Consider the following 22,683-nt stretch of genomic DNA (forward strand, 5'->3'; position numbering starts at 1 on the left):
AATCGCTTTCAGTCTAGAAGCTGCGCATGCTACTGCCTCGCCGGTGAGGTGGCACGAGCGCGTGGTTCAGGCTGCGGGCCGTGGCACGTTATGGCGGCGCCTCAGTGGTCGGCACTACGGTACTGGCTGTTGAAGCGTCGTCGGTAGGCCCCTGGCGAGAGGCCCACGCGTTGCTTGAACAGGCGCCGGAAGGAGCTGCCATCCTCGTAACCCACCTGCTGGGTGATGCGGTCGAAGTTTTCCGTGCTGCCCTCCAGCAAATGCTTGGCGCGCTCGATACGCAGGTTCTGCAGGTATTGCATGGGCGTCTGTCCGAGCGCTTCCTTGAACCGGCGGATCAGGCTGCGTGGGGTCAGGGCGAAGCGCTCGGCGACCTGTTCCAGGGCGATGGGTTCGGCCAGGCGCTTTTCCAGCCAGACCTGGATCTTCAGCACCTCGAGGTCCTGGTGGCTCTTGTCGAACTGCGCGCTGGCATAGGGCGTCTGGCTGCGCTCGGCGCTGTCGATCAGCAGCTTCTTCGAGCATTCGGCGGCCAACTGCGGCGAGGCGAAGCGGCGGATGATATGCAACAGCAGATCGCTGCCGGTGGTCGACCCGGCGGAACAGAGCAGCAGGCCATCGTCGGTGACGGCGCGTTCGACGCACAGCCGTACCTGCGGGAAGTGCCGGGCGAACTGCTCGCTGAAAATCCAGTGGGTGGTGGCACGCTTGCCATCCAGCAGGCCGGCCTGGGCGGTCACGAAGCTGCCCGTGCACATGCTGGCGATGTAGCTGTTCTGCCGATGGTGGTGCTGCAGCCAGGCGCAGATCGGTCCCATCTCGGGCAGGACCGAGAGAATGTTGAACATGAAGCCGGGCACGATGATCAGGTCGGTCCGCTCGACGTCCGCCAGGGCCTTGTGTGGCGTCAGGACCAGGCCGCCAGTGCAGGTGACGGGTGCGCCATCGACGGACACGCTCTGGACCTGGAAGGGCGCCGCGACCTTCGCTTCCCCGCGTCCGGCGGCGAAGCGGTGGAGCACATTGGCACACTCCAGGAATTCCAGCGCTGCCGACACGCTGGTCGCGGAGCAGCGGTCGGCCATCAGCACGGTGACGTTCATCATGATTCCCCCTGGGCATCTCGCATGCTTTTCGTCATTTGCCGCCATGGCGAGCCCACCCCACGCTGCCTAGCATGGCGCCACGAAGAGGGAACGGCGGCCGCCAAGCGAGCCGCCGCGCCCGTGGCCAACCGGGGAAAGCGGCGATGAAAAATACAGCCTATCGAGTGTTCAAAAAACCTTTTTTCGCACGCTACATGCGGCCTTGGCGCTGGCCGGAGGACATAGACCAGCAACCGTGGCGCCGCCTGGAGGTCGCCAGCGGCTCGGGCGCCACGCTCGCCGCCTTGCTCGCCGAGAGCCATGCGGCGGAGATTCGAGGGGCGGTGCTGCTGGCGCATCCCATGGGCGTGGCGGCCAAGGGCTTCTGGCTGAAGCATGGGCATGCCGAGCTGCTGCGCGGCGCCGGTTACCACGTCATGGTGTTCGACTTGAACGGCTTCGGCGAGAGCAGCTCGACGACCATGGATTATCCGCTGGACGTGCTCGCCGCCGGGCAGGCGCTGCAAGCCTGCTATCCGGACCTGCCGGTGGCGGTGGTCGGTGCGTCCATGGGCGCGGCGATGAGCCTGTGCGCGCTGGCCGAGTCCGGCCACCCGTTCAAGGCGGCGGTGGTCGAAGCGGCGTTCCCGACCCTGCTGCACTTCTGGCGCCGCTACCCGTTGCCGCGGCTGGGTATCCAGCTCAGCAAGTGGCTCTATCCGGCAGGGGAGCGCCGCTTGCGCCCGACCCACGCGGCGACGCGCCTGGTGGGCCAACCGCCGCTGCTGCTGATCTATGGCGACGAGGACATCTATACCCCGGTCGCGGATGGTCGCCAGTTGCAGCAGGCCCTCGCCGGGGTCACCCATACCGAGTTCTGGCAGGTGGTGGGCGCCAAGCACACCCTGGCCTACGAGGCGCAGCCGCAGGCCTACGCGCAGCGGGTGCTCGCCTTCCTTGACGGGCACCTGGCCCGCCCGGCCTGAGTGGTGGCGCCGCGGGCCGCTCAGCGCAGGGAAGGACCCCTGACCGGCGCGCCGTGGGCCACGTAGTAGGGCGCGGTGCTGCGTGGCAGCGGCGTGCGGCCGCGAATCCGGTCGGCGATCTTCTCGGCCATCATGATGGTCGGTGCGTTGAGGTTGCCGGTGGTGACGATCGGCATGATCGACGCATCGACCACCCGCAGGCCTTCCAGCCCATGCACCCGGCCCTGGCCGTCGACCACCGCCATGTCGTCCTCGCCCATCTTGCAGGAGCAGGAGGGGTGGAAGGCGGTTTCCGCATGTTCGCGCACGAAGCGGTCGAGGTCGGCATCGGAGGTGTAGTCGACGCCGGGGCTGATCTCGCGGCCACGGTACGGGTCCAGTGCCGGTTGCTGCATGATCTCGCGGGTCAGGCGGATGCCGTCGCGGAATTCCTGCCAGTCCTGCTCGGTGCTCATGTAGTTGAACAGGATGCTCGGGTGCTGGCGCGGGTCCTTCGACTTGGCCTGCACACGGCCGCGGCTGGGCGAGCGCATGGAGCCGACATGGGCCTGGAAACCATGCTCCTTCACCGCATTGCTGCCGTTGTAGTTGATCGCCACCGGCAGGAAGTGGAACTGGATGTTCGGCCACTCGAACTCGGCGCTGGTGCGGATGAAGCCGCCAGCCTCGAACTGGTTGCTGGCGCCGATGCCGCTGCCGAGGAACAGCCACTCGGCGCCGATCATCGGCTGGTTCCACCATTGCAACGCGGGGAATAGCGATACGGGTTCCTTGCAGGCGTATTGCAGGTACATCTCCAGGTGGTCCTGCAGGTTGGCGCCGACGCCGGGCAGGTCGAGCACCACGGGCACGTCCAGATCGCGCAACAGCGCGCCGGGACCGACGCCGGAGCGTTGCAGGATCTGCGGCGAGGCGATGGCGCCAGCGCAGAGCAGCACTTCGCGCTTGGCGTGCACGCTGACCGGGTTGTCGCTGTTGCCATGCAGGTAGGCGACGCCGATGGCGCGCTTGCCGCTGAACAGGATGCGCTCGGTGAGGGCATGGGTGACGATGGTCAGGTTCGGCCGGCCCTTGGCCTGGTCGAGGTAGCCGCGGGCGGTGCTGGAGCGCCGGCCCTGGGGCGTGACTGTGCGATCCATCGGGCCGAAGCCTTCCTGCTGGTAGCCGTTCAGATCGTCGGTTCGCGGGTAGCCGGCTTGCACGCCGGCTTCGACCATGGCGTGGAACAGCGGGTTGTTGCCGGGCTTGGGCGTGGTCACGCAGACCGGGCCGTCGCCGCCGTGGTAGTCGTTGGGGCCGATGTCGCGGGTCTCGGCCTTGCGGAAGTAGGGCAGGCAGTCGAGGTAGGTCCAGTCCTCCAGGCCCTTGGCCTTGGCCCAGTTGTCGTAGTCCAAGGCGTTGCCGCGGATGTAGCACATGCCGTTGATCAGCGAGGAGCCGCCGAGGCCCTTGCCGCGCCCGCACTCCATGCGGCGGTTGTTCATGTGCGGTTCCGGGTCGGTCTCGTAGGCCCAGTTGTAGCGGCGGCCCTGCAGCGGGTAGGCGAGGGCGGCGGGCATCTGGGTGCGGAAGTCCAGCCGATAGTCCGGACCGCCGGCTTCCAGCAGCAGCACGCTGACGTCGGCGTCTTCGCTCAGGCGGGTGGCCAGCACGTTACCGGCCGAGCCGGCGCCGATGATGATGTAGTCGAATTCTTGTGGCATGGGACATCCTTCGGAGGGACTGCTCGGGTGCCGGAGTTGGTGGCAGTGCGCTGCACCGCCCCCTCACCCCGGCCCTCTCCCGGTGGGAGAGGGAGTGGTGCGGGCGCTCAGAACACCGAGGTGTAGCCGCCCAGCTCGACCTGGATGGATTTGATGCGAGTGTAGTGAGCCAGGGTGGTCAGGCCGTTCTCGCGACCGACGCCGGATTGCTTGTAGCCGCCCACCGGCATTTCCGCCGGCGACTCGCCCCAGGTGTTGATCCAGCAGATGCCGGCTTCCAGCTGGTGGATCACTCGGTGGGCGCGGTTCAGGTCCTGGGTCACCACGCCGGCGGCCAGGCCGTAGTCGGTGGCGTTGGCGCGACGGATGACTTCGGCCTCGTCGTCGTAGACCAGGATGCTCATCACCGGGCCGAAGATTTCCTCGCGCACGATGGTCATGTCGTCGGTGCAGTCGCTGAACACCGTCGGTGCCACGTAGGCGCCCTGGGCGTAGTCGCCGTCGGTGACGCGGTTACCGCCGCAGAGCAGGCGCGCGCCTTCGGCCTTGCCCTTGGCGATGTAGCCGAGCACGTTTTCCATGTGGGCGAAGCTGACCAGCGGGCCGAAGTTGGTGTCCTCGGCCAGCGGGCTGCCCAGGCGGATGCGCTTGACTCGCTCCAGCACCTTGGCCTCGAAGCGCGCCTGCAACGCCCGCGGCACGAACACCCGGGTGCCGTTGGTGCAGACCTGGCCGGAGCTGTAGAAGTTGGCCATCACCGCGATGTCGGCGGCGCGGTTGAGGTCGGCGTCGTCGAAGACGATCAGCGGCGACTTGCCGCCCAGCTCCATGGTGACTTCCTTGAGCGATGAGCTGGAGGCGCTGGCCATGACCTTCTTGCCGGTATCGGTGCCGCCGGTGAAGGAAATCTTCTCGATGCGCGGGTGCTCGGTCAGCCACTGGCCGACTTCGCGACCGCTGCCGGTGAGCACGTTGAACACGCCGTCGGGCAGGCCGGCTTCGGTGTAGATCTCGGCCAGCTTGAGGGTGGTCAGCGAGGTGACTTCGCTGGGCTTGAATATCATCGCGTTGCCGGCGGCCAGGGCCGGGGCGGACTTCCACAGGGCGATCTGGATCGGGTAGTTCCAGGCGCCGATGCCGGCCACCACGCCCAGCGGCTCGCGGCGGGTGTAGACGAAGGAGGACTCGCGCAGCGGGATCTGCTCGCCTTCGATGGCCGGGACCAGGCCGGCGTAGTATTCGAGCACGTCGGCACCGGTGACGATGTCGACGTAGCGGGTTTCGCTCAAAGGCTTGCCGGTGTCCAGGCTTTCCAGCTCGGCCAACTCGTCGTTGCGCTCACGCAGGATATCCACTGCCTTGCGCAGGATGCGCGAGCGCTGCATGGCGGTCATCGCCGCCCACACCTTCTGCCCGGCTTCGGCACTGGCCACGGCGCGTTCGAGGTCGTCCTTCGAGGCGCGCTGCACTTCGGCCAGTACTTCGCCGGTGGCGGGGTTGACGCTCTCGAAGGTGGCGCCGCTGGTGGCGTCCACGTACTGGCCATGGATATAGAGCTTTTGTTGTTCGAAGCGAGCCATAGCGGTCTCCTGAATAGCGGTGTAGGGGCGAGTTCGTTCGCCCGCTCGGGGTTCGTCGGGCGAATGAATTCGCCCCTACCGGTCAGCCGGCCTGCTTGGCCAGTTGCTGGTCGAGGTATTCGTAGGCGATCTGCAATGCCTGCCGGGTGTCGAAGGCATCGCCGGACAGCGCGCCGCGCAGCCACAGGCCATCGATCAGCGCGGCCAGGCCACGGGCGGCGGCACGCGCGTCTTCGATGGGCAGCACGCGGCGGAACTCACAGCAGAGGTTGGAATACAGGCGGTGGTCGTTGATCCGTTGCAGGCGGCGCAGCGACGGCTGGTGCATGCTGCTGGCCCAGAACGCCAGCCAGGTCTTCATCGCCGGGCCGTTGACCTGGCTGTCGTCGAAGTTGCCCTCGATGATGGCGTGGATGTGCGCCCGCGGACTGTCGTCGGCCAGGGCGCGGCGGCGTTGGCGCACGGCCATGTTCAGCGCCGCCATCAGGTGGCGCATGGTGGCTTCGAGCAGGCCGTTCTTGTCCTGGAAATAGTGGCTGATGATGCCGTTGGAGAGGCCGGCGAGCTTGGCGATCATGGCGATGCTGGCATCGCCCAGGCCGACCTGATCGACCGCCTCGAGGGTGGCGTGGATCAGCTGCGAACGGCGGATCGGTTGCATTCCAACTTTGGGCATCAGGCGACTCCTCCGCCGCAACCGGCGTGGCACTAGGACTGCGGACAGTCTAGGAGGTTTTTATTGAACGAACAATCAATAAAAACGACCTCGCCGGAGCGGGACGCGACATTGACAGGGTGGCACGTGGACGGCTGCCAAGCGGGCGGGGCGCCGGGAAGCCTAGCCTGAACGGGCTCAGTGCCGCCAGGTAGCGGGAGCACTGACGTGCAGCGCGATGCGATCCGGGGGGCGCCGCCCCGGATTGCGCTGGCGCTTATCCGGGCTACGCTGCTGCGGGAAATGTAGGGGCGAATTTATTCGCCTTAACGTGCCCAGGCGAATGAATTCGCCCCTACATTGGCCCTGTACGCTCAGCCGACCTTCGACAACGGCGACGGCTTGGCCTTGGCGGAGGGCTCGCCCTCGGAGTCATCGGCCTTTTCCAGATTCTTGCCGAGCAGTGCGTGGTACAGCTCGCTGTCGCCGAGGATGCCGACGATGCGGCCGTTGTCCTGCAGCACCAGCTTGTGGCCGGTCTGGTAGCGGATTTCCAGCGCCTCGCGCATCGGGATGCGCAGGTCGACCAGGGTCGGTTCGCGGCGCAGCGCGGACAGCGGCTCGCCGGCCTGCCAGCTCTGCAGTTGCAGGCGCTGATCGCCGCAGCGGGCCTGCTGCAACTGGCCGTCGGCGGTGAGTTTCAGCCAGCAGTCGCGGCCCTGGTCCAGACACAGCTCGCCGTCCTCGCGGCGGCATTCGTCCAGCGGTCGCATCAGGCTGTCGCCGCAGAGCACGTTGAGCGGGTTGGTATGGGCGACGAAGTTGCGCACGTAGTCGTCCGCCGGGTTGAGCACGATCTCTTCCGGCTTGCTGTACTGGATGATCTTGCCGTCCTTCATGATGGCGATGCGCGAGCCGAGCTTGAGCGCCTCGTCCAGGTCATGGCTGACGAACACGATGGTCTTGTGCAGCTTGCGTTGCAGCTCCAGCAACTCGTCCTGCAGACCCTGGCGGATCAGCGGGTCGAGGGCGGAGAAGGGTTCGTCCATCAGCAGGATGTCGGCATCCATGGCCAGCGCGCGGGCCAGGCCGACGCGCTGCTGCATGCCGCCGGAGAGTTCGTCCGGGCGCTTGTTGCGCCACTGACTGAGGCCCACCAGTTCGAGCTTGTCGGCGATCAGCTTCTTGCGCTCGGCGGCCGGGCGGTGCTGCATCTCCAGGCCGAAGCCGACGTTCTCCGCCACCGTCAGCCAGGGCATCAGGGCGAACTTCTGGAACACCATGGCGATGCGCTTGGTGCGCATGGCCTTGAGCGTGGCCGGCGAGCAGGTAGCGATATCCACTTCCTCGCCTTCATGCTCGATCAACAGGCGACCGCGGCTGACGGTGTTGAGGCCGTTGATGCAGCGCAGCAGGCTGGACTTGCCGGAGCCGGACAGCCCCATCAGCACGCAGATCTCGCCGCGCTCGACCTCCAGGCTGGCGTTCTCCACGCCGACCACCTGGCCGGTTTCCTTGATGATCTGGTCGCGGCTCAGGCCCTTGTCCAGCAGGGCAAGCGAGGCCCGTGGGTTCTTGGCAAAGACCACATCGACCTTGTCGAAACGGATCATGCTCATGCGTCAGCCCTCACCTTGGCGTCGGGTTGTTTGCACACGCGGTCGAGCAGGATGGCCAGCAGTACGATGGCCAGCCCGGCTTCGAAGCCGAGGGCGATGTCGGCGGTATTCAGCGCGTTGACCACCGGACGGCCGAGGCCGTCGGCGCCGACCAGCGCGGCGATCACCACCATCGACAACGACAGCATGATGCATTGGGTGATGCCGGCGGCGATGCTCGGCATGGCGTGGGGCAGCTCGATGCGTGCCAGCAGCTGGGCCCTGGAGCAGCCGAAGGCCTTGCCGGCGTCGAGCAGCTCCTGCGGCACGTCGCGAATGCCGAGGTAGGTCAGGCGGATCGGCGCGGCGATGGCGAACACCACCGTGGAGATCAGCCCCGGTACCACGCCCAGGCCGAACAGGGTCAGCGTGGGGATCAGGTAGACGAAGGTGGGTACGGTCTGCATCAGGTCCAGCACCGGGCGCATCACGGTGTAGAACACCGGCTTGTGCGCCGCGACGATGCCCAGCGGCACGCCGATGGCGATGCACACCAGGGTGGCGAACAGCACCTGTGCGAGGGTTTCCAGGGTCGCCTGCCAGTAGCCGAGGTTGAGGATCAGCAGGAACGACAGCACGCAGAACAGGGTCAGGCTCCATTTGCGCTGGATCAGTTGGGTCAGCAGCGCGAACAGGCCGATCAGCACGTAGGGGTTGAACCAGAGCAGGCCATCGATGACCCCTTGGATCATCATGGACAGGCCATCGGCAAAGGCATCGAAGAAGTCGGCGCCGACCAGCGTCAGCCAATCGACGAAGTTGGCGATGAATTGGCCGAGGGGGATCTTGTGGTCAGTCAGCATGGTATTGAGCGTCCACATTCAGAGGAAAACAGTGAGGCGGCCGCCTGGCGAATCGCCTCGGAGTTGCTCCACCCGATCACATCGGGAGGGGAGGGGGCCGGCGGGCGATTCACGCCCGCCGGCGACGGCATCAGGCCTTGAGCGGGGCGGTTACAGCCCCAGCTTGGCCTTGACCACGTCCAGCGCGGGCTTGCCGTCGCGGCTGGTCACACCGGCCAGCCAGGCGTCGAGCACCTGCGGGTTGGCTTTCAACCAGGCTTCGGCAGCGGCGTCCGGCTTCTGGTTCTCGTTGAGCACGGCGTCCATCAGCTGGTTTTCCATGGCCAGGCTGAACTCGAGGTTCTGCAGCAGCTTGCCGACGTTCGAGCACTCCTGGGTGTAACCCTTGCGCACGTTGGTGTAGATGGTCGCGCCGCCGAAGTCGGGGCCGAACACATCGTCGCCGCCATCGAGGTATTTCATCTGGAAGCGGGCGTTCATCGGGTGCGGTTCCCAGCCGAGGAAGACCACCCACTGTTCGCGGCGGATCGAGCGCTGCACCTGGGACAGCATGCCGGCCTCGCTGGATTCGACCACCTTGAAGCCTTTCAGGCCGAAGGTGTCGTTGTCGATCATGCCCTGGATCAGGCGGTTGCCGTCGTTGCCCGGCTCGATGCCGTAGATCTTGTTGTCCAGCTTGTCGGCGAACTTGGCGATGTCGGCGAAGCTCTTCAGCCCGGCGTCATAGGCGTAGCTCGGCACGGCCAGGGTGTACTTGGCGCCTTCGAGGTTGGCGCGCACGGTTTCGACGGTGCCTTTGTCGCGGTATTCCTTGATGTCGTTCTCCATGGTCGGCATCCAGTTGCCGAGGAACACATCGATATCCTTGTTCTCCAATGATTTGTAGGTCACCGGTACCGACAGCAGATTGGTCTTGGTTTTGTAGCCGAGGGCTTCGAGCACCTCGCTGGTGACCGCCGTGGTGACGGTGATATCGGTCCAGCCGACATCGGCGAAACGTACTGTGCTGCAAGACTCCGGCTCTGCCGCTTGGGTCAGCAGCGGTAGGCTCAGGGATGCGGCCAGCAGCAACGTTTTCGATACTTTCATGGACGAACTCCTTACGGTTTGACGGGGACAGCCTAACAGGCTGAGCGCCGCTGTGCTTTCGTGATGGCACTTCGGTGCGCCGCTTCTGCATGGCGGACGGCACGTTTTTCCAGCCTAGCGCGTGAACTGGTCTCGATCATGGAACAGGCGAAATCAAACGCCTACGGGGTGCGTCGCAACCAGCGCAGCGCGGGTCGCATCCAGTGTCGGCGGCGTCGCAACCGCTGCTTTTGCGCCGCATCCGCCGCGGGGTTTTCGGCTAGTCGAGCAGGCCGAGCTTGCGTTTGACCCGCTCCGCGCCGGGTTGGCCGTCGCGGCTCTGTACCCCGGCGAGCCAGGTATCGAGCTTCTGCGGATGCTCCTGGAGCCAGGCCTTGGCGGCCTGCCGGCGGTTGACGGTCTGGCTCAGTGCGGCCTCCATCAACTGGTTCTCCATGTCCAGGCTGAACTCCAGGTTGCTCAGCAGCCGGCCGACGTTGGGGCATTCCTCGGCATAGCCCTTGCGCACGTTGGTATAGACGGTGGCGCCGCCGTAGTCGGGACCGAACCAGACGTCGCCGCCTTCGAGGTAGCGCATCTTGATCCGGGTGTTCATCGGGTGCGGTTCCCAGCCGAGGAATACCAGCCACTGGCCGAGGTGTTCGGCGCGCTGCACGCTGGCCAGCATCTTCGCTTCGTTGCTTTCCACCAGGCTGAAGTCGCGCAGGCCGAAGGCGTTCTCGGCAATCATCTTGCTGATCAGCTGGTTGCCGTCGTTGCCCGGCTCGATGCCGTAGATCTTGCCGTCCAGCTTGTCCGCGTACCTGGCGATATCGTCGAAGCTCTTCAGGCCGCCCTCGTAGACGTACTCCGGCACGGCCAGGGTGTACTTGGCGCCGGTCAGGTTGGCGCGCAGGGTCTCGACGCTGCCGTTGTCCAGGTACGGACGGATGTCGCCCTCCATGCTCGGCATCCAGTTGCCGAGGAACACGTCGAGCTGCGCCTCGCTGAGTGACTGGTAGGTTTCCGGCACGGACATGCGCTTGACGCTGGTGACATAGCCGAGGGAGCCGAGCAGCAGGCGGGTCACCGCGGTGGTCATGGTGATGTCGGTCCAGCCGACGTCGGAAAAGCGCACCTTCTTGCAACTGGCCGGCTCGGCCGCGAGGGCCAGTTGCGGGGCGGCCAGGCACAGGGCCAGACCCAGGGAAATCACGGTTTTCATCATCTCTATCCTTGCTGAGTCGCGTCGACGGCCGGCGCGGCGATGGTCGGTCGCTCCAGATCATGGAGCAGGCTGCGCCGCTGCGCCTACCGACGAGGTCGCATTTGGTAGCGGTGAGGTCGTTTCCAGCGCATCTGCCGAACGCGCGCGGCGTTATGAATAGGCCCGGGTTGAGGGCGGCGCTGGTGGATAAGGCCGGGTCGGTGTGGGATGCCGTCCGGGCAGTGAAAAGCCTGATGATCCGCGGCTCCGAGCGTGTCCGGCACGGCTCGAACTTGCAGGAGAAAGGCATGGCCATCAGTGTGTTCGACCTGTTCAAAATCGGTATCGGTCCCTCCAGTTCCCACACGGTGGGGCCGATGCGCGCCGCCGCGCTGTTCGTCCAGGCACTCGACGAGCGCGGGCTGCTGGCGCAGGTGACGCGCGTCGAGGTGCGGCTGTACGGATCGCTGTCCGCCACCGGCGTCGGACATGGCAGCGACAATGCGGTCATCATGGGGCTGATGGGCGAATGGCCGGATCGCATCGACCCCAGCCAGATCGCCCCGCGCATCGCGGCCCTGAGGGAAGGCAAGCGGCTGCTGCTGGGCGGCGAATGGCCGGTGCTTTTCGACTGGTCGCGGGATCTGCTGCTGCTGGACGAAAACCTGCCCTATCACCCTAATGCCATGACCCTCGGCGCCTTCGGCGAGCAGGGCGAGTTGCATTGCGACACCTACTACTCGATCGGTGGCGGTTTCGTCGTCGATCAGGCGCAAGCCGCCGCCGGCCAGCTCGATCAGGATCGCACCGTGCTGCCTTACGACTTCTCCAGTGCCGTCGAGCTGCTGCAACTGTGCCAGCGCCACGGCCTGAGCGTGTCGCAGCTGATGCTGGAGAACGAAAAAGCCTGGCGCAGCGAGGCGCAGATCCGCGACGGCCTGCTGCGGCTATGGCACGCCATGCAGGCGTGCGTGAACAACGGCCTGAAGCAGGAAGGCATTCTGCCCGGCGGGCTCAATGTCCGTCGTCGTGCCGCCCGGCTGCATCGCAGCCTGCAGGAGCTGGGCAAGCCCAACGTGATCGGCTCGACCATGAGCGCCATGGAATGGGTCAACCTGTTCGCCTTGGCGGTCAACGAGGAAAACGCCGCCGGCGGGCGCATGGTCACCGCGCCGACCAATGGCGCCGCCGGCATCATTCCGGCGGTGCTTCACTACTACATGAAGTTCAACCCGGATGCCTGCGACGACGACGTGGTGCGGTTTTTCCTCGGCGCCGCGGCGGTGGGCATCCTGTGCAAGAAGAACGCCTCCATTTCTGGCGCCGAGGTCGGCTGCCAGGGCGAGGTCGGCTCGGCCTGCGCCATGGCCGCCGCGGGGCTCGCCGAAGTGCTCGGCGCCACCCCGGCGCAACTGGAGAACGCCGCCGAAATCGGCCTGGAGCACAACCTCGGCCTGACCTGCGACCCGGTCGGCGGCCTGGTGCAGGTGCCCTGCATCGAGCGCAACGCCATCGCCGCGGTGAAGGCGATCAACGCCGCGCAAATGGCCTTGCGCGGAGATGGCGAACATTTCATCTCGTTGGACCGGGTGATTCGCACCATGCGCGACACCGGGGCCGACATGCACGACAAGTACAAGGAAACCTCCCGTGGCGGCCTGGCGGTCAATGCCATCGAGTGCTGAGCGGCGTTGCGCCGTTGTCGCTCACGGGAGCGGGTGCGCGCCAGCCAATGGTGCATGGCGGCGCGCACCTGACCGAACGGTTAGCGCTGGCCGGGGTGGGTGTGCGTGTGGTGACACCGGTCGCTCGGGCAGTGCTACCGAAGTGCTCAGGGGCCCGCTGCGGCGGGCATTGCCGCCCGCTCGCGGGCGTGCGGGAAAACGGTGGATGTCGCAATTTAGAGCGGCGTTTGCGACCGTTCTTTTTTAATTGAACGTCCATTCAAGTTTGGGCACGGCATTTGCGTTGATTCCAGCACAGCTCAGGGCCGCTTCGGCGCGCCCACAGCCATAACTACAAGAGAGCCTCGAACGAGGCCACAGCTGCTTTGCGTGAGGAGGTACCGTGATGTCGCAGTTCAACCCCGGGGCACAACCCCAGAACCGTGCTCCGCAGTCCATCGGCTTTCTGTTGCTGGACAACTTCACCCTGATTTCCCTGGCTTCGGCAGTCGAGCCCCTGCGCATGGCCAATCAGCTGTCCGGCCGCGAGCTTTACCGCTGGTGCACGCTGACCGCCGACGGCGGCCAGGTATGGGCCAGCGATGGTCTGCAGATCACCCCGGACTCCGCCATGGCCAAGGCGCCGGCGCTGGACATGGTGATCGTCTGCGGTGGCATCGGCATCCAGCGCAGCGTCACCCGCGAACACATCAGCTGGCTGCAGAGCCAGGCACGCCAGGGGCGGCGCCTGGGCGGCGTGTGCACCGGTAGTTGGGCGCTGGCCTGCGCCGGCCTGCTCGACGGCTTCGAATGCAGCGTGCACTGGGAATGTCTGGCGGCGATGCAGGAAGCCTTCCCCCGCGTAGGCATGAGCACCCGCCTGTTCACCCTCGACCGCAACCGCTTCACTAGCTCCGGCGGCACCGCGCCGCTGGACATGATGCTGCACCTGATCTCCCGCGAGCACGGCCGCGAACTGTCGGCGGCGATCTCCGAAATGTTCGTCTACGAGCGCATCCGCAACGAGCAGGATCACCAGCGCGTGCCGCTCAAGCACATGCTCGGCACCAACCAGCCGAAGTTGCAGGAAATCGTCACCCTAATGGAGGCCAACCTGGAGGAGCCCATCGACCTGGACGAACTGGCGGTGTACGTCAATGTCTCCCGTCGCCAGCTCGAACGGCTGTTCCAGAAGTACCTGCACTGCTCGCCGTCGCGTTATTACCTGAAGTTGCGGCTGATCCGCGCGCGGCAGCTGCTCAAGCAGACGCCGATGTCGATCATCGAGGTGGCCTCGGTATGCGGCTTCGTCTCCACCCCGCATTTCTCCAAGTGCTACCGCGAATACTTCGGCATCCCGCCACGGGACGAGCGCGCCAGTTCCAACAACTCGCAGCCGGTGATGCTGATGACCGTGCCCCAGGCCATGGTACTGGCGCCCATGGCCGGCGCCCTGTCCGCCCTCAGCCAGGCGCGCGGCGAGTCGACATTCGCCAGCGTGCGACTGTAGCGCCGCGATCGGCCCGCTTCGGTAGGAGCGGGCCGCGAAACCCGGCGGCGCCAATGCATCGCGGGCATGGCCCGCTCCTGCAAGGTTATCGGAGCCGGATCAGCGGTGACTCTGCTGGTACTGCGCCAGGGCTGGCAGCAGGTGGCGGGAGATGGCTTCGCGCACTGCCGGCAGCATGGTCGCACCGCTGCCGAGCATCTGCTCCACCAGGTGTCGCAAGGCTGCCGCCCGTGCTTCGCTGAGGCCGAGCACGGCGCGTTCGCAGGCCTGTTCCGGGCTGGCGCCGGTGGGCACTTCGAAGCCCAGCGCCAACAGGCGTTCGCGCAGGTCCTCCTGATCGATCAAGTCCGCGTGCATCATGGGGGCAGCCCTCGTCGGTGATGGTGACAGCGATTCTGGTCAGGCCTAAGCCTAGCGGCAAGGGCGCCTCGCAGCGAATGGCTGGCACGCGTAAATGCAGGTCGCTTTCGGCTAATTCGCCGCCCCGGGGGCGCCGCACAATGAAACCGTCTTCGTCCCGGACAGCCGGTTGGTCGCCGGCTTGGTGCGTAGCAGCTACCCCATATGTTTGCCCCCGCTTGCTTGTCGGCTTGGTGGGGGCTTTTTTTGTGCGCGGGACGGGTTTCAGCGCCAGTGGACGGGCGGTTCGGCGGTCTGCTCGTCGTGGCTGTCGAGCAATTGGCGATACTCCTCGCTCTGCTTGAAGCGTCGCAGTTCGGCATCGAACCGCTCGACCAGCCGGTCCATGCCCTTTTCCTTGCGAAAGGCCAGGTAGAGCGCGTCCCGACTGATGGGGCGCGGGTGGTAGGCGATCTTCTCGGCGATGCCCATGGATTTTCCCAGGTGGCTGCAGACCCGCCGGTCGCAGACCACCAGATCGATACGGCCGCGCAACAGCTTGCCGAGATTGGCCTCGTGGCTCGGTGCCGGCTCGCGGATGAAATAGTCGGCCTCGCGGAATTCCGGGTTGGCATACCAGTAGCCCGGTGAGACGCCGATCTTCAGCCCGCGCAGGTCCTCCAGGGTGTCGAAGGCGTGCGGTCGTTGCCTGGCGTAGAACAGCACCATCTCGCTCTGCGACAGCGGTTCCTCGGGAAACAGCAGGTGCGCTTCGCGCTCGGCGGTCTTGAAGATATCGAGAATGGCGTCGGCTTCGCCGCTCTCGATCTGGCTGAGCACGCGGCGCCAGGGCAGCAGCCTCAGTTCGGCGGAAATGCCCAGGCGCTCAAGCACGCGGGAGGCCATCTCGTAGTCGAGCCCGCGCGGTTGGCCCTGCTCCTCGTAGATATACGGCGGCCAGGGCTCGGTGACGATCTGCAGGGTGTTGGAGTCGGCCCTTGCCGCCAGTGCGGAGAACAACAGGGCGAGCAGGCCGATTGCCGATGCTTTCATGGGAGAAAGCTTAGGCCAAAACAAGCAGCGGACGATCGCTCGCCCGCTGTTCGACCTCAGCGGGGCAGCTTGAGGTTGTTCCAGATCGCCAGGCTGGGATCGGCCTGGTTCAGGGTGTAGAAGTGCAACCCCGGCGCGCCGCCGGCCAGCAGGCGTTCGCACATCTCGCTGATCACCTGCTCGCCGTAGGCCTGGATGCTCTGCACATCGTCGCCATAGGCTTCCAGCTGCTTGCGCACCCAGCGCGGGATTTCCGCGCCGCAGGCATCGGAGAATCGCGCCAGCTTGCTGTAGTTGGTGATCGGCATGATGCCCGGCACGATCGGCAACTCCACGCCCAGCTTGCGTACCCGCTCGACGAAGTAGAAGTAGCTGTCGGCGTTGAAGAAATACTGGGTGATGGCGCTGCTGGCGCCGGCCTTGGCCTTGCGCACGAAGTTGGCCAGGTCGTCCTCGAAGTTGCGCGCCTGCGGATGCATCTCCGGGTAGGCGGCAATCTCGATATGGAAATGAGCGCCGGTTTCCTCGCGGATGAAGGCGACCAGTTCGTTGGCGTAGCGCAGCTCGCCGCTGGCCATGCCCATGCCCGACGGCAGGTCGCCGCGCAGGGCGACGATGCGCTGGATGCCGGCGCTCTTGTACTTCTGCAGCAGGTCGCGCAGCTCGGCCTTGGAGTCGCCGACGCAGGACAGGTGCGGCGCGGTGGCTACGCCGACATCGCTGTTCAGTTGCAGCACGGTGTTCAGGGTGCGGTCGCGGGTCGAGCCGCCGGCACCGTAGGTGCAGGAGAAGAAATCCGGCTTGTAGCTGGCCAGGTTGCGTGCGGTGGCCAACAGTTTTTCATGCCCGGCCTCGGTCTTCGCCGGGAAGAATTCGAAGCTGTAACGGCGTTCTTGAGTCATGGAGAAGGTTTCCTTCGTAGGGCGGGTTAGCGCCACCAGCCACTGGAGCTGGACCATCCTGGGCCCTCGTGCGGCGCGTAACCCGCCAGGCAGCGGTTGCGGCGACGCTGAAAGCCCGTCGTCAGCGATGGTGGGTTACGCCGCTGCGCGGCGCGACCCACCCTACGGGCTGTCGTTAGTAGCGGTAGGCGTCCGGCTTGAACGGGCCTTCCACGGTGACGCCGATGTACTCGGCCTGCTTGGCGGTCAGCTGGGTGACCACGCCGCCGAAGCCCTTCACCATTTCCAGCGCCACTTCTTCGTCGAGCTTCTTCGGCAGCACTTCGACGCGGATCTGCGATGGCTTGTCGCCGGCCGGCAGGTTGGCGAACTTGGCGTTGAACAGGTGGATCTGCGCCAGCACCTGGTTGGCAAAGGAACCGTCCATGATGCGGCTCGGGTGGCCGGTGGCGTTGCCCAGGTTCACCAGGCGGCCTTCGGCGAGCAGGATCAGGTAGTCGTCGTTGGCCGGATCGATGTCCTTGCCGGTGCGGTGGATCTTGTGCACCTGCGGCTTGACCTCCTCCCAGCCCCAGTTGGCACGCATGAAGGCGGTGTCGATCTCGTTGTCGAAGTGGCCGATGTTGCACACCACGGCGCGCTTCTTCAGTGCCTTGAGCATGCCGGCGTCGCAGACGTTGACGTTGCCGGTGGTGGTGACGATCAGGTCGATCTTGCCCAGCAGCGCGGCGTCGACGCAGGCTTCGGTGCCGTCGTTGATGCCGTTCTTGTACGGCGAGACCAGCTCGAAGCCGTCCATGCAGGCTTGCATGGCGCAGATCGGGTCGACTTCCGAGACCTTGACGATCATGCCTTCCTGGCGCAGCGACTGCGCCGAGCCCTTGCCCACGTCGCCGTAGCCGATCACCAGCGCCTGCTTGCCCGACAGCAGGTGGTCGGTGCCGCGCTTGATGGCGTCGTTGAGGCTGTGGCGGCAGCCGTACTTGTTGTCGTTCTTGCTCTTGGTCACCGAGTCGTTGACGTTGATCGCCGGGACTTTCAGGGTGCCGGCCTTGAGCATGTCGAGCAGGCGGTGCACGCCGGTGGTGGTTTCCTCGGTGATGCCGTGGATCTTGTCCAGCATCGCCGGGTACTTCTCATGGATGATCTGGGTCAGGTCGCCGCCGTCGTCGAGGATCATGTTGGCGTCCCACGGCTGGCCGTCCTTGAGGATGGTCTGCTCGATGCACCACTCGTACTCCTGCTCGGTCTCGCCCTTCCAGGCGAATACCGGGATGCCGGCGGCGGCGATGGCGGCGGCGGCCTGGTCCTGGGTGGAGAAGATGTTGCAGGACGACCAGCGCACTTCCGCGCCGAGGGCGATCAGCGTCTCGATCAGCACGGCGGTCTGGATGGTCATGTGGATGCAGCCGATGATCTTCGCGCCCTTGAGCGGCTGTTCGCCGGCGTACTTGCGGCGCAGGCCCATCAGGGCGGGCATCTCGGATTCGGCGATGATGATTTCGCGGCGGCCCCAGGCGGCCAGGGAAATGTCGGCGACTTTGAAGTCGTTGAAGTCGGCAGGCGTCATGACAGCGCTCATGCGAGTCTCTCCATTCGTAGTGTGCGAATGGGCGCCGTTGATGCGTTGGGTAACGCCCCGTTCGAGCCTGACAGGCTTCTGGCCTGCTGCAGCGCCCCTCGAACGGGTGGCGGGCACGGCCGAGCGGGTCGGCCGGTGAAACCCGGCGAGTATAGCCGGGTAAGCCGCTATTCCCAAGCGCCGCGGATCAGCTGTGCGGGCTGCCTCAGTGGCCGCCGGCCCGCGGTTCGCTGCCGCAGATGCTGCGTACCAGGCGGCCGATGGTCAGGCCCTGCACCAGGATCGAGAACAGCACGATGATGTAGGTGATGTTCAGCAGCAGGTTGCGCTCTTCGCCTGCCGGCAGCGCCAGCGCCAGGGCCACGGAAATGCCGCCGCGCAGCCCGCCCCAGGTGAGCAGGCGAATGGTGCCGTTGGTCACCGTGCCGCGCAGGCGCAACAGGGCGAAGGGCACGCCGACGGTGAGCAGGCGGGTGGCGAGGATCAGCGCGGCCAGGGCCAGGCCGATCAGCAGGTACAGCCAACTGAACGGCAGCAGCAGCAGCTCCATGCCGATCAGCACGAAGAGCACGGCATTGAGGATCTCGTCGATCAGCTCCCAGAAGTTGTCGACGTTGTCGCGGGTCTGGTCGGACATCGCGTGCTCGCGGCCGTGGTTGCCGATGATCAGCCCGGCCACCACCATGGCGATGGGCCCGGACAGGTGCAGATGGGTGGCCAAGGTGTAGCCGCCGATCACCAGCGCCAGGGTCAGCAGCACCTCGACCTGGTACTGGTCGATGCTTTTCAGCATGCGATAGACGATCCAGCCCAGCAGCGCGCCGAACAGCCCGCCGCCGATGGCTTCCTCGGCGAACAGCCAGCCGATCTCGCCGACGCTCGGCACCTCGCCGGCGGCGAGGATGCCCAGCAGTACGGTGAATACCACCACCGCCACGCCGTCGTTGAACAGCGACTCGCCGACGATGGTGATCTCCAGCGGCTTGGGCGCGCCCGCCGAGCGCATGATGCCGAGCACGGCGATGGGGTCGGTGGGCGATATCAGCGCGCCGAACAGCAGGCAATACAGCAGGTTCACGTCGAAGCCGAATACCCGGAATACCCAGTAGGCGCCACCGCCGATCAGCGCAGTGGAGACCAGCACGCCGAAGGTCGCCAGCAAGCCGATGGCCCAGCGCCGCTGGTGCAGGTCGCTGAGGTTGATGTGCAGGGCGCCGGCGAATAGCAGCAGGGACAGCATGCCGTTCATCAGCAGGTCGTTGAAGTCGATGCGTGCCATCAACTGCTCGATGCCGTGCTTGATGCCGGGGTAGCCCAGGGCGCTGAGGCCCTGCAGCAGCAGCGAGAAGACCAGGGCGATGGCCATCACGCCGATGGTGGGCGGGAAGCCGATGAAGCGGTGGTTGAGGTAGGCGAGCAGGGCGGTGAGGCTGATGAAGACGGCCGCGATTTCGAGCATGCGATCAGTCCCTTGATTGGGTGGAGGGGCGACCTGGAAGCGATTCCGGGCGCGCGGGCGAGCCGGCGCAGGAATAATGCGGGCCGGCGTTGGTCGGCGGATTCTAAAGCAGGCGGCCCTGTGATGGCAGTGCACGGGCGCCAGGTTTGGCCGCTTCGCTGGGCGATCGCGGCGAACTCTTGTTTCTTCCCGTCGGTCACAGACTTGAGGGCCGGCCTGGCAACCGGCAAATCCACTCAAGCTGGAGGCTCGCTATGATGCTTTCCCTGCGCAACTCGGTGGCGCTGCTGACGCTGCCGCTCTGTCTGCCGGCAGTGGCCGATTCCTGCTACGTGCAAAGCGACGAACAGAGCGGCGTGCAGCTCGCCGGCGCGAGCGAATACTGCTTCGAACACCGCGGCATGCCCGCCGATTCGCTGGACTGGGTCTGCGACGCCGAACGCAGCCGGGATGCTCTGGGCACGCGCAAGCGCCTGCGCGAAGACTGCCCGACCGGCTACTTCGGCACATGCACCGCGGTGATGACCCAGGCGGCACTGGCCAACGAGCAGGCCACCGGGCAATACGGCAAGGGGGTGTTTTCGTCGCCGCAGATTCCCGACGATGCCCGCTTGGTGACCTATCACTACCAGGCGCCGGATCGCGCCCAGGCCAAGGTCGATTGCGAGAGCGCCGGCGGCGAGTGGACACCGGTCGCCGGGCAGTAGGCCCGGCCGCGCCTGGTATCCGGGCGCTGGCAGGGGGATAATCGCGCTTCGTTGTCGCTTTTTGTCTTCCCCCGGGCCTTTATGAACCTCAAGTTATTGCTGACCCTACTGCTCTGTTTCGGCCTGTCTGCCTGCAACCGCATCGACCCCGACTCACCGCTCGGCCAGCGCAAGGCGCTGTTCAAGCAGATGTTGAAGACCAGCGAGGACTTGGGCGGCATGCTGCGCGGGCGGCTGGCCTTCGATGCGCAGCGCTTCAGCGAAGGCGCGGCGACGCTCGAGCAGTTGTCGCGTCAGCCCTGGCAGCACTTCCCCGCGGCCAAGGAAGACGCCAAGACCAGCGCCCGCGACGAGGTCTGGCAGCGCCAGGAGCGCTTCCAGCAACTGGCCCGCGACCTGGAGGACAGCACCGCGGCGCTGGTCGAGGCGACCACCCGGCCGCCCCTCGAGCCCAAGGCCCTGGCCGCTCCGATGCAGCGCGTCGAGGACGCCTGCGAGGCGTGCCACCAGGAGTTCCGCGCCTACTGAGGCCGCGCGCCGGGCTCAGAGCTGGTAGCGCAGCGCCAGGCTGCTTTGCAGGCGCTGGGCCTGGCGGAAGGCTTCGCGCAGGATGCGCCGGTCCAACTGGTTCAGGCTGTCCGGATCGAGGCGGTTGGAGTAGGGCAGCCCCTGGCGCGCCTGCTGCTGGTGCTGTTGCATGCGCGTTTGCTGGATGAACTGATAGGCCTCCTCGTAGGCGGCGCCGTCCAGTGCCTCGATTTCGCCCTGGGCGACCAGTTGCCGCAGCCGCTCCAGGGTGTTGCAGGCCTCCACCCCGTGGGCCAGCGCCAGCAGGCGGGCGCCGTCGACGAACGGCGTCAGGCCCTGCACCTTGAGATCCAGCGTGTGTTTCTCGGCGCCCTTGCTGGCCACCACGAAATCGCGGAACAGCCCCAGCGGCGGACGCTGGCGCAGGGCGTTCTCCGCCAGCATGCGCTGGAACAGGCTGTTGCCGTGGATCGCTTCGAGCAGCTCGCGGCGCAGCAGGTCGCAGCCCTCCTGGGGTCCCCAGACCGCGCGCAGATCGAAATAGATGCTCGACCCCAGCAGGTTCTCCGGCGTCGCCGAGCGCACGAAGCCGGCGAAGCGCCGCGACCACTCGTGCCGCGACAGGCACAGCTCCGGGTTGCCGGCCATGATGTTGCCCTTGCACAGCTCGAAGCCGCACTCGGCCAGGGCCTGGTTGATGCGCGCCGCCAAGGGCAGCAGCCGGCCGCGAACCATCGCCGCGTCGGCGGCATCCTCGGCTTCGAACAGGATGCCGTTGTCCTGGTCGGTGTGCAGGGTCTGCTCGCGCCGCCCCTCGCTGCCGAACACCAGCCAGGTGAAGGGCACGCCGGGGTCGCCGGCTTCTTCCAGGGTCAGCTCGATCACTCGGCAGACGGTGTGGTCGTTGAGCAGGGTGATCAGCTCGGTGATCTGCGTCGACGAGGCGCCGTGGGCAAGCATGCGCTCGACCAGTTGCAGGATGTCGCGGCGTAGCGCCACCAGGGTTTCCAGCCGGCCGGCGTGGCGAATGGTGCGTGCCAGGTGCACCAGGTCGACGCGTTGCAGGGAAAACAGGTCGCGCTCGGAGACCACGCCGATCAGGCGCTCCTGCTCGACCAGGCAGATGTGCGCGATGTGCCGCTCGGTCATGGCGATGGCGGCGTCGAAGGCGTTGGCCTCCGGCGACAGGTAGAACGGCGACGGGGTCATGGCCAGGCGGATCGGCTGGTCGAGGCCGAGCTGTCCGTCGGCCACCACCTTGCGCAGGTCGCGCAGGGTGAAGATGCCGTGCGGGCGCTGCTGCCCGTCGACGATGACGATGCTGCCGACATGCTGCTCATGCATCTGCCGCACGGCGCTCTGCACCGGCGTCTCCGCGGTGCAGGTCACCGGTTGGCGCATCACCAGCTCACCCAGGCGGGTATCCAGCGAGTACTGCGCACCGAGGTTTTCCACGGCGCGCAGCTGCACCTGCTGGTTGACCTGGTCCAGCAGGCTGCTGACGCCGCGCAGGGCGAAGTCGCGGAACGGGCTGGAGAGGGCGAACAATTTGACGAACGCCGGCTTGTCCAAGCGCAGGCAGGCGGTGTCCTCGGCGGCCAGGTGCTCGGTGCGCGTGGCCCGCTCGCCGATCAGGGCGGCCAGCGGGAAGCACTCGCCGGCGGCGATCTCGAAGGTGGTCTCCGTGCCTCGCCGCGCCGAATGCGGGCGCTCGCCGTGCACCCGGCCGTGCTGGACGATATAGAAGTGCTGCACCGGGCCGTCGTCGGGCTTGATGATCGATTCGCTGGCGGCGTAGCGGCACTGCCGGCAGTTCTCCACCAGGTAGCCGAGGTGCGCGCTGTCCATCTGGTTGAACGGCGGGAACCGGCGCAGGAATTCCATGGTGGCGTGGATATCCGGCTTGCCCGCCGGTGGGGAGGCGTCCGCTGTGTTCATGCCGCGCTTCCGTCTGAGGGATGGGCCATGGTCGGTTGCCCCTTGGACGGGGGAACATTGGACGTAAGTCTAGTGAAGCGAGCGCGGGGCGATTTGTCGTGGATCAAGGCGGGGCTGCCGGCATTCGCGCCGGCGAAGCCTGAGTAATGGCTGATAGCCATTAATTGGTCATGTTCGGAGCCGCTTTGGTGCCAGCGGTTAGGACGTGTGATATCGACCCCACCGCGTTTCGCTGAAGAACCATCCGCCGAACGGA

Annotated in this window: 19 protein-coding genes and 1 riboswitch; of the genes, 5 read left to right on the forward strand and 14 right to left on the reverse strand. The window is 66.2% G+C overall.

Features of this window, described 5'->3' with window-relative positions; genetic code table 11:
* Window positions 1-101: 101 nt before the first annotated feature.
* Window positions 102-1,106: a GlxA family transcriptional regulator gene (locus ACWKV7_RS15600; RefSeq protein WP_483858602.1), complete on the reverse strand. Its 1,005-nt coding sequence runs from the start codon at window positions 1,104-1,106 to the stop codon at window positions 102-104.
* A gap of 143 nt (window positions 1,107-1,249) precedes the next feature.
* Here ACWKV7_RS15600 and ACWKV7_RS15605 point away from each other — a divergent pair, with 143 nt between their 5' ends.
* Complete coding sequence (locus tag ACWKV7_RS15605) at window positions 1,250-2,071, forward strand: alpha/beta hydrolase family protein (protein ID WP_483858603.1); 822 nt, start codon at window positions 1,250-1,252, stop codon at window positions 2,069-2,071.
* 20 nt (window positions 2,072-2,091) lie between these two features.
* On the opposite strand, the gene betA is transcribed toward ACWKV7_RS15605, so the two are convergent.
* The 7 genes from betA to choX (ACWKV7_RS15640) all read right to left on the reverse strand — a co-directional run bounded on the left by betA (window position 2,092) and on the right by choX (ACWKV7_RS15640) (window position 10,763).
* Window positions 2,092-3,774 (reverse strand): choline dehydrogenase, encoded by a 1,683-nt coding sequence (betA, locus tag ACWKV7_RS15610; RefSeq protein WP_483858604.1) that lies wholly within the window; start codon window positions 3,772-3,774, stop codon window positions 2,092-2,094.
* A 107-nt stretch (window positions 3,775-3,881) separates the two neighbouring features.
* Window positions 3,882-5,354, reverse strand: a complete 1,473-nt coding sequence (gene betB, locus ACWKV7_RS15615) for a betaine-aldehyde dehydrogenase (protein WP_483858605.1) — start codon at window positions 5,352-5,354, stop codon at window positions 3,882-3,884.
* An 82-nt stretch (window positions 5,355-5,436) separates the two neighbouring features.
* The gene (gene betI / locus ACWKV7_RS15620) at window positions 5,437-6,030 is read right to left on the reverse strand and encodes a transcriptional regulator BetI (protein WP_483858606.1); all 594 of its coding nucleotides are present in this window, start codon (window positions 6,028-6,030) and stop codon (window positions 5,437-5,439) included.
* 353 nt (window positions 6,031-6,383) lie between these two features.
* Window positions 6,384-7,628 carry a choline ABC transporter ATP-binding protein gene (choV, locus tag ACWKV7_RS15625; protein WP_483858607.1) on the reverse strand — a complete coding sequence of 415 codons (1,245 nt, stop codon included), beginning with the start codon at window positions 7,626-7,628 and terminating at the stop codon, window positions 6,384-6,386.
* Window positions 7,625-8,470: a choline ABC transporter permease subunit gene (gene choW / locus ACWKV7_RS15630; protein WP_483858608.1), complete on the reverse strand. Its 846-nt coding sequence runs from the start codon at window positions 8,468-8,470 to the stop codon at window positions 7,625-7,627. The genes choV and choW overlap by 4 nt, the downstream gene beginning before the upstream one ends.
* A 150-nt stretch (window positions 8,471-8,620) precedes the next feature.
* A complete protein-coding gene (gene choX / locus ACWKV7_RS15635; protein WP_483858609.1) occupies window positions 8,621-9,559 on the reverse strand; it encodes a choline ABC transporter substrate-binding protein in 939 nt (312 codons plus the stop codon).
* 259 nt (window positions 9,560-9,818) lie between these two features.
* The gene (gene choX / locus ACWKV7_RS15640; RefSeq protein ID WP_483858610.1) at window positions 9,819-10,763 is read right to left on the reverse strand and encodes a choline ABC transporter substrate-binding protein; all 945 of its coding nucleotides are present in this window, start codon (window positions 10,761-10,763) and stop codon (window positions 9,819-9,821) included.
* Between the two features lie 290 nt (window positions 10,764-11,053).
* Here choX (ACWKV7_RS15640) and ACWKV7_RS15645 point away from each other — a divergent pair, with 290 nt between their 5' ends.
* Together ACWKV7_RS15645 and gbdR are read left to right on the forward strand one after the other, a co-directional pair.
* Window positions 11,054-12,430 (forward strand): L-serine ammonia-lyase, encoded by a 1,377-nt coding sequence (locus tag ACWKV7_RS15645; RefSeq protein WP_483858611.1) that lies wholly within the window; start codon window positions 11,054-11,056, stop codon window positions 12,428-12,430.
* Between the two features lie 385 nt (window positions 12,431-12,815).
* Window positions 12,816-13,919, forward strand: coding sequence for a choline metabolism transcriptional regulator GbdR (gene gbdR, locus ACWKV7_RS15650; RefSeq protein WP_483858612.1), 1,104 nt, complete (start codon window positions 12,816-12,818; stop codon window positions 13,917-13,919).
* A 99-nt stretch (window positions 13,920-14,018) separates the two neighbouring features.
* Here gbdR and ACWKV7_RS15655 read toward each other — a convergent pair whose 3' ends face one another.
* From ACWKV7_RS15655 to ACWKV7_RS15675, 5 genes are all read right to left on the reverse strand, one after another.
* Complete coding sequence (locus tag ACWKV7_RS15655) at window positions 14,019-14,279, reverse strand: hypothetical protein (RefSeq protein WP_483858613.1); 261 nt, start codon at window positions 14,277-14,279, stop codon at window positions 14,019-14,021.
* Window positions 14,280-14,543: 264 nt separating this feature from the next.
* Window positions 14,544-15,311, reverse strand: a complete 768-nt coding sequence (locus tag ACWKV7_RS15660; RefSeq protein WP_483858614.1) for a substrate-binding periplasmic protein — start codon at window positions 15,309-15,311, stop codon at window positions 14,544-14,546.
* Window positions 15,312-15,367: 56 nt separating this feature from the next.
* On the reverse strand, window positions 15,368-16,213 hold the full coding sequence (gene metF / locus ACWKV7_RS15665) for a methylenetetrahydrofolate reductase [NAD(P)H] (RefSeq protein WP_483858615.1): 846 nt from the start codon (window positions 16,211-16,213) through the stop codon (window positions 15,368-15,370).
* A 175-nt stretch (window positions 16,214-16,388) separates the two neighbouring features.
* Window positions 16,389-17,795 (reverse strand): adenosylhomocysteinase, encoded by a 1,407-nt coding sequence (ahcY, locus tag ACWKV7_RS15670; RefSeq protein ID WP_483858616.1) that lies wholly within the window; start codon window positions 17,793-17,795, stop codon window positions 16,389-16,391.
* Between the two features lie 22 nt (window positions 17,796-17,817).
* Window positions 17,818-17,901, reverse strand: a riboswitch (S-adenosyl-L-homocysteine riboswitch).
* Window positions 17,902-18,000: 99 nt separating this feature from the next.
* Window positions 18,001-19,254, reverse strand: a complete 1,254-nt coding sequence (locus ACWKV7_RS15675) for a cation:proton antiporter (RefSeq protein WP_483858617.1) — start codon at window positions 19,252-19,254, stop codon at window positions 18,001-18,003.
* Between the two features lie 254 nt (window positions 19,255-19,508).
* Between ACWKV7_RS15675 and ACWKV7_RS15680 the strand changes: the two genes are divergently transcribed.
* Together ACWKV7_RS15680 and ACWKV7_RS15685 are read left to right on the forward strand one after the other, a co-directional pair.
* Window positions 19,509-19,961, forward strand: coding sequence for a hypothetical protein (locus ACWKV7_RS15680; protein ID WP_483858618.1), 453 nt, complete (start codon window positions 19,509-19,511; stop codon window positions 19,959-19,961).
* 81 nt (window positions 19,962-20,042) lie between these two features.
* The gene (locus tag ACWKV7_RS15685; RefSeq protein WP_483858619.1) at window positions 20,043-20,489 is read left to right on the forward strand and encodes a c-type cytochrome; all 447 of its coding nucleotides are present in this window, start codon (window positions 20,043-20,045) and stop codon (window positions 20,487-20,489) included.
* A 15-nt stretch (window positions 20,490-20,504) separates the two neighbouring features.
* Here the strand turns inward: ACWKV7_RS15685 and ACWKV7_RS15690 are convergent, their stop codons facing one another.
* The gene (locus tag ACWKV7_RS15690; RefSeq protein WP_483858620.1) at window positions 20,505-22,427 is read right to left on the reverse strand and encodes a putative nucleotidyltransferase substrate binding domain-containing protein; all 1,923 of its coding nucleotides are present in this window, start codon (window positions 22,425-22,427) and stop codon (window positions 20,505-20,507) included.
* Window positions 22,428-22,683 lie beyond the last annotated feature (256 nt).

The organism is Zestomonas ipomoeae (assembly GCF_057128665.1).

Bases quoted from the DNA above. Each gene is read 5' to 3' on its own strand.
- ACWKV7_RS15600 (WP_483858602.1), bottom strand. From the start codon at position 1,106: ATGATGAACGTCACCGTGCTGATGGCCGACCGCTGCTCCGCGACCAGC.
- ACWKV7_RS15605 (WP_483858603.1), top strand. From the start codon at position 1,250: ATGAAAAATACAGCCTATCGAGTGTTCAAAAAACCTTTTTTCGCACGC.
- betA (WP_483858604.1), bottom strand. From the start codon at position 3,774: ATGCCACAAGAATTCGACTACATCATCATCGGCGCCGGCTCGGCCGGT.
- betB (WP_483858605.1), bottom strand. From the start codon at position 5,354: ATGGCTCGCTTCGAACAACAAAAGCTCTATATCCATGGCCAGTACGTG.
- betI (WP_483858606.1), bottom strand. From the start codon at position 6,030: ATGCCCAAAGTTGGAATGCAACCGATCCGCCGTTCGCAGCTGATCCAC.
- choV (WP_483858607.1), bottom strand. From the start codon at position 7,628: ATGAGCATGATCCGTTTCGACAAGGTCGATGTGGTCTTTGCCAAGAAC.
- choW (WP_483858608.1), bottom strand. From the start codon at position 8,470: ATGCTGACTGACCACAAGATCCCCCTCGGCCAATTCATCGCCAACTTC.
- choX (WP_483858609.1), bottom strand. From the start codon at position 9,559: ATGAAAGTATCGAAAACGTTGCTGCTGGCCGCATCCCTGAGCCTACCG.
- choX (WP_483858610.1), bottom strand. From the start codon at position 10,763: ATGAAAACCGTGATTTCCCTGGGTCTGGCCCTGTGCCTGGCCGCCCCG.
- ACWKV7_RS15645 (WP_483858611.1), top strand. From the start codon at position 11,054: ATGGCCATCAGTGTGTTCGACCTGTTCAAAATCGGTATCGGTCCCTCC.
- gbdR (WP_483858612.1), top strand. From the start codon at position 12,816: ATGTCGCAGTTCAACCCCGGGGCACAACCCCAGAACCGTGCTCCGCAG.
- ACWKV7_RS15655 (WP_483858613.1), bottom strand. From the start codon at position 14,279: ATGATGCACGCGGACTTGATCGATCAGGAGGACCTGCGCGAACGCCTG.
- ACWKV7_RS15660 (WP_483858614.1), bottom strand. From the start codon at position 15,311: ATGAAAGCATCGGCAATCGGCCTGCTCGCCCTGTTGTTCTCCGCACTG.
- metF (WP_483858615.1), bottom strand. From the start codon at position 16,213: ATGACTCAAGAACGCCGTTACAGCTTCGAATTCTTCCCGGCGAAGACC.
- ahcY (WP_483858616.1), bottom strand. From the start codon at position 17,795: ATGAGCGCTGTCATGACGCCTGCCGACTTCAACGACTTCAAAGTCGCC.
- ACWKV7_RS15675 (WP_483858617.1), bottom strand. From the start codon at position 19,254: ATGCTCGAAATCGCGGCCGTCTTCATCAGCCTCACCGCCCTGCTCGCC.
- ACWKV7_RS15680 (WP_483858618.1), top strand. From the start codon at position 19,509: ATGATGCTTTCCCTGCGCAACTCGGTGGCGCTGCTGACGCTGCCGCTC.
- ACWKV7_RS15685 (WP_483858619.1), top strand. From the start codon at position 20,043: ATGAACCTCAAGTTATTGCTGACCCTACTGCTCTGTTTCGGCCTGTCT.
- ACWKV7_RS15690 (WP_483858620.1), bottom strand. From the start codon at position 22,427: ATGAACACAGCGGACGCCTCCCCACCGGCGGGCAAGCCGGATATCCAC.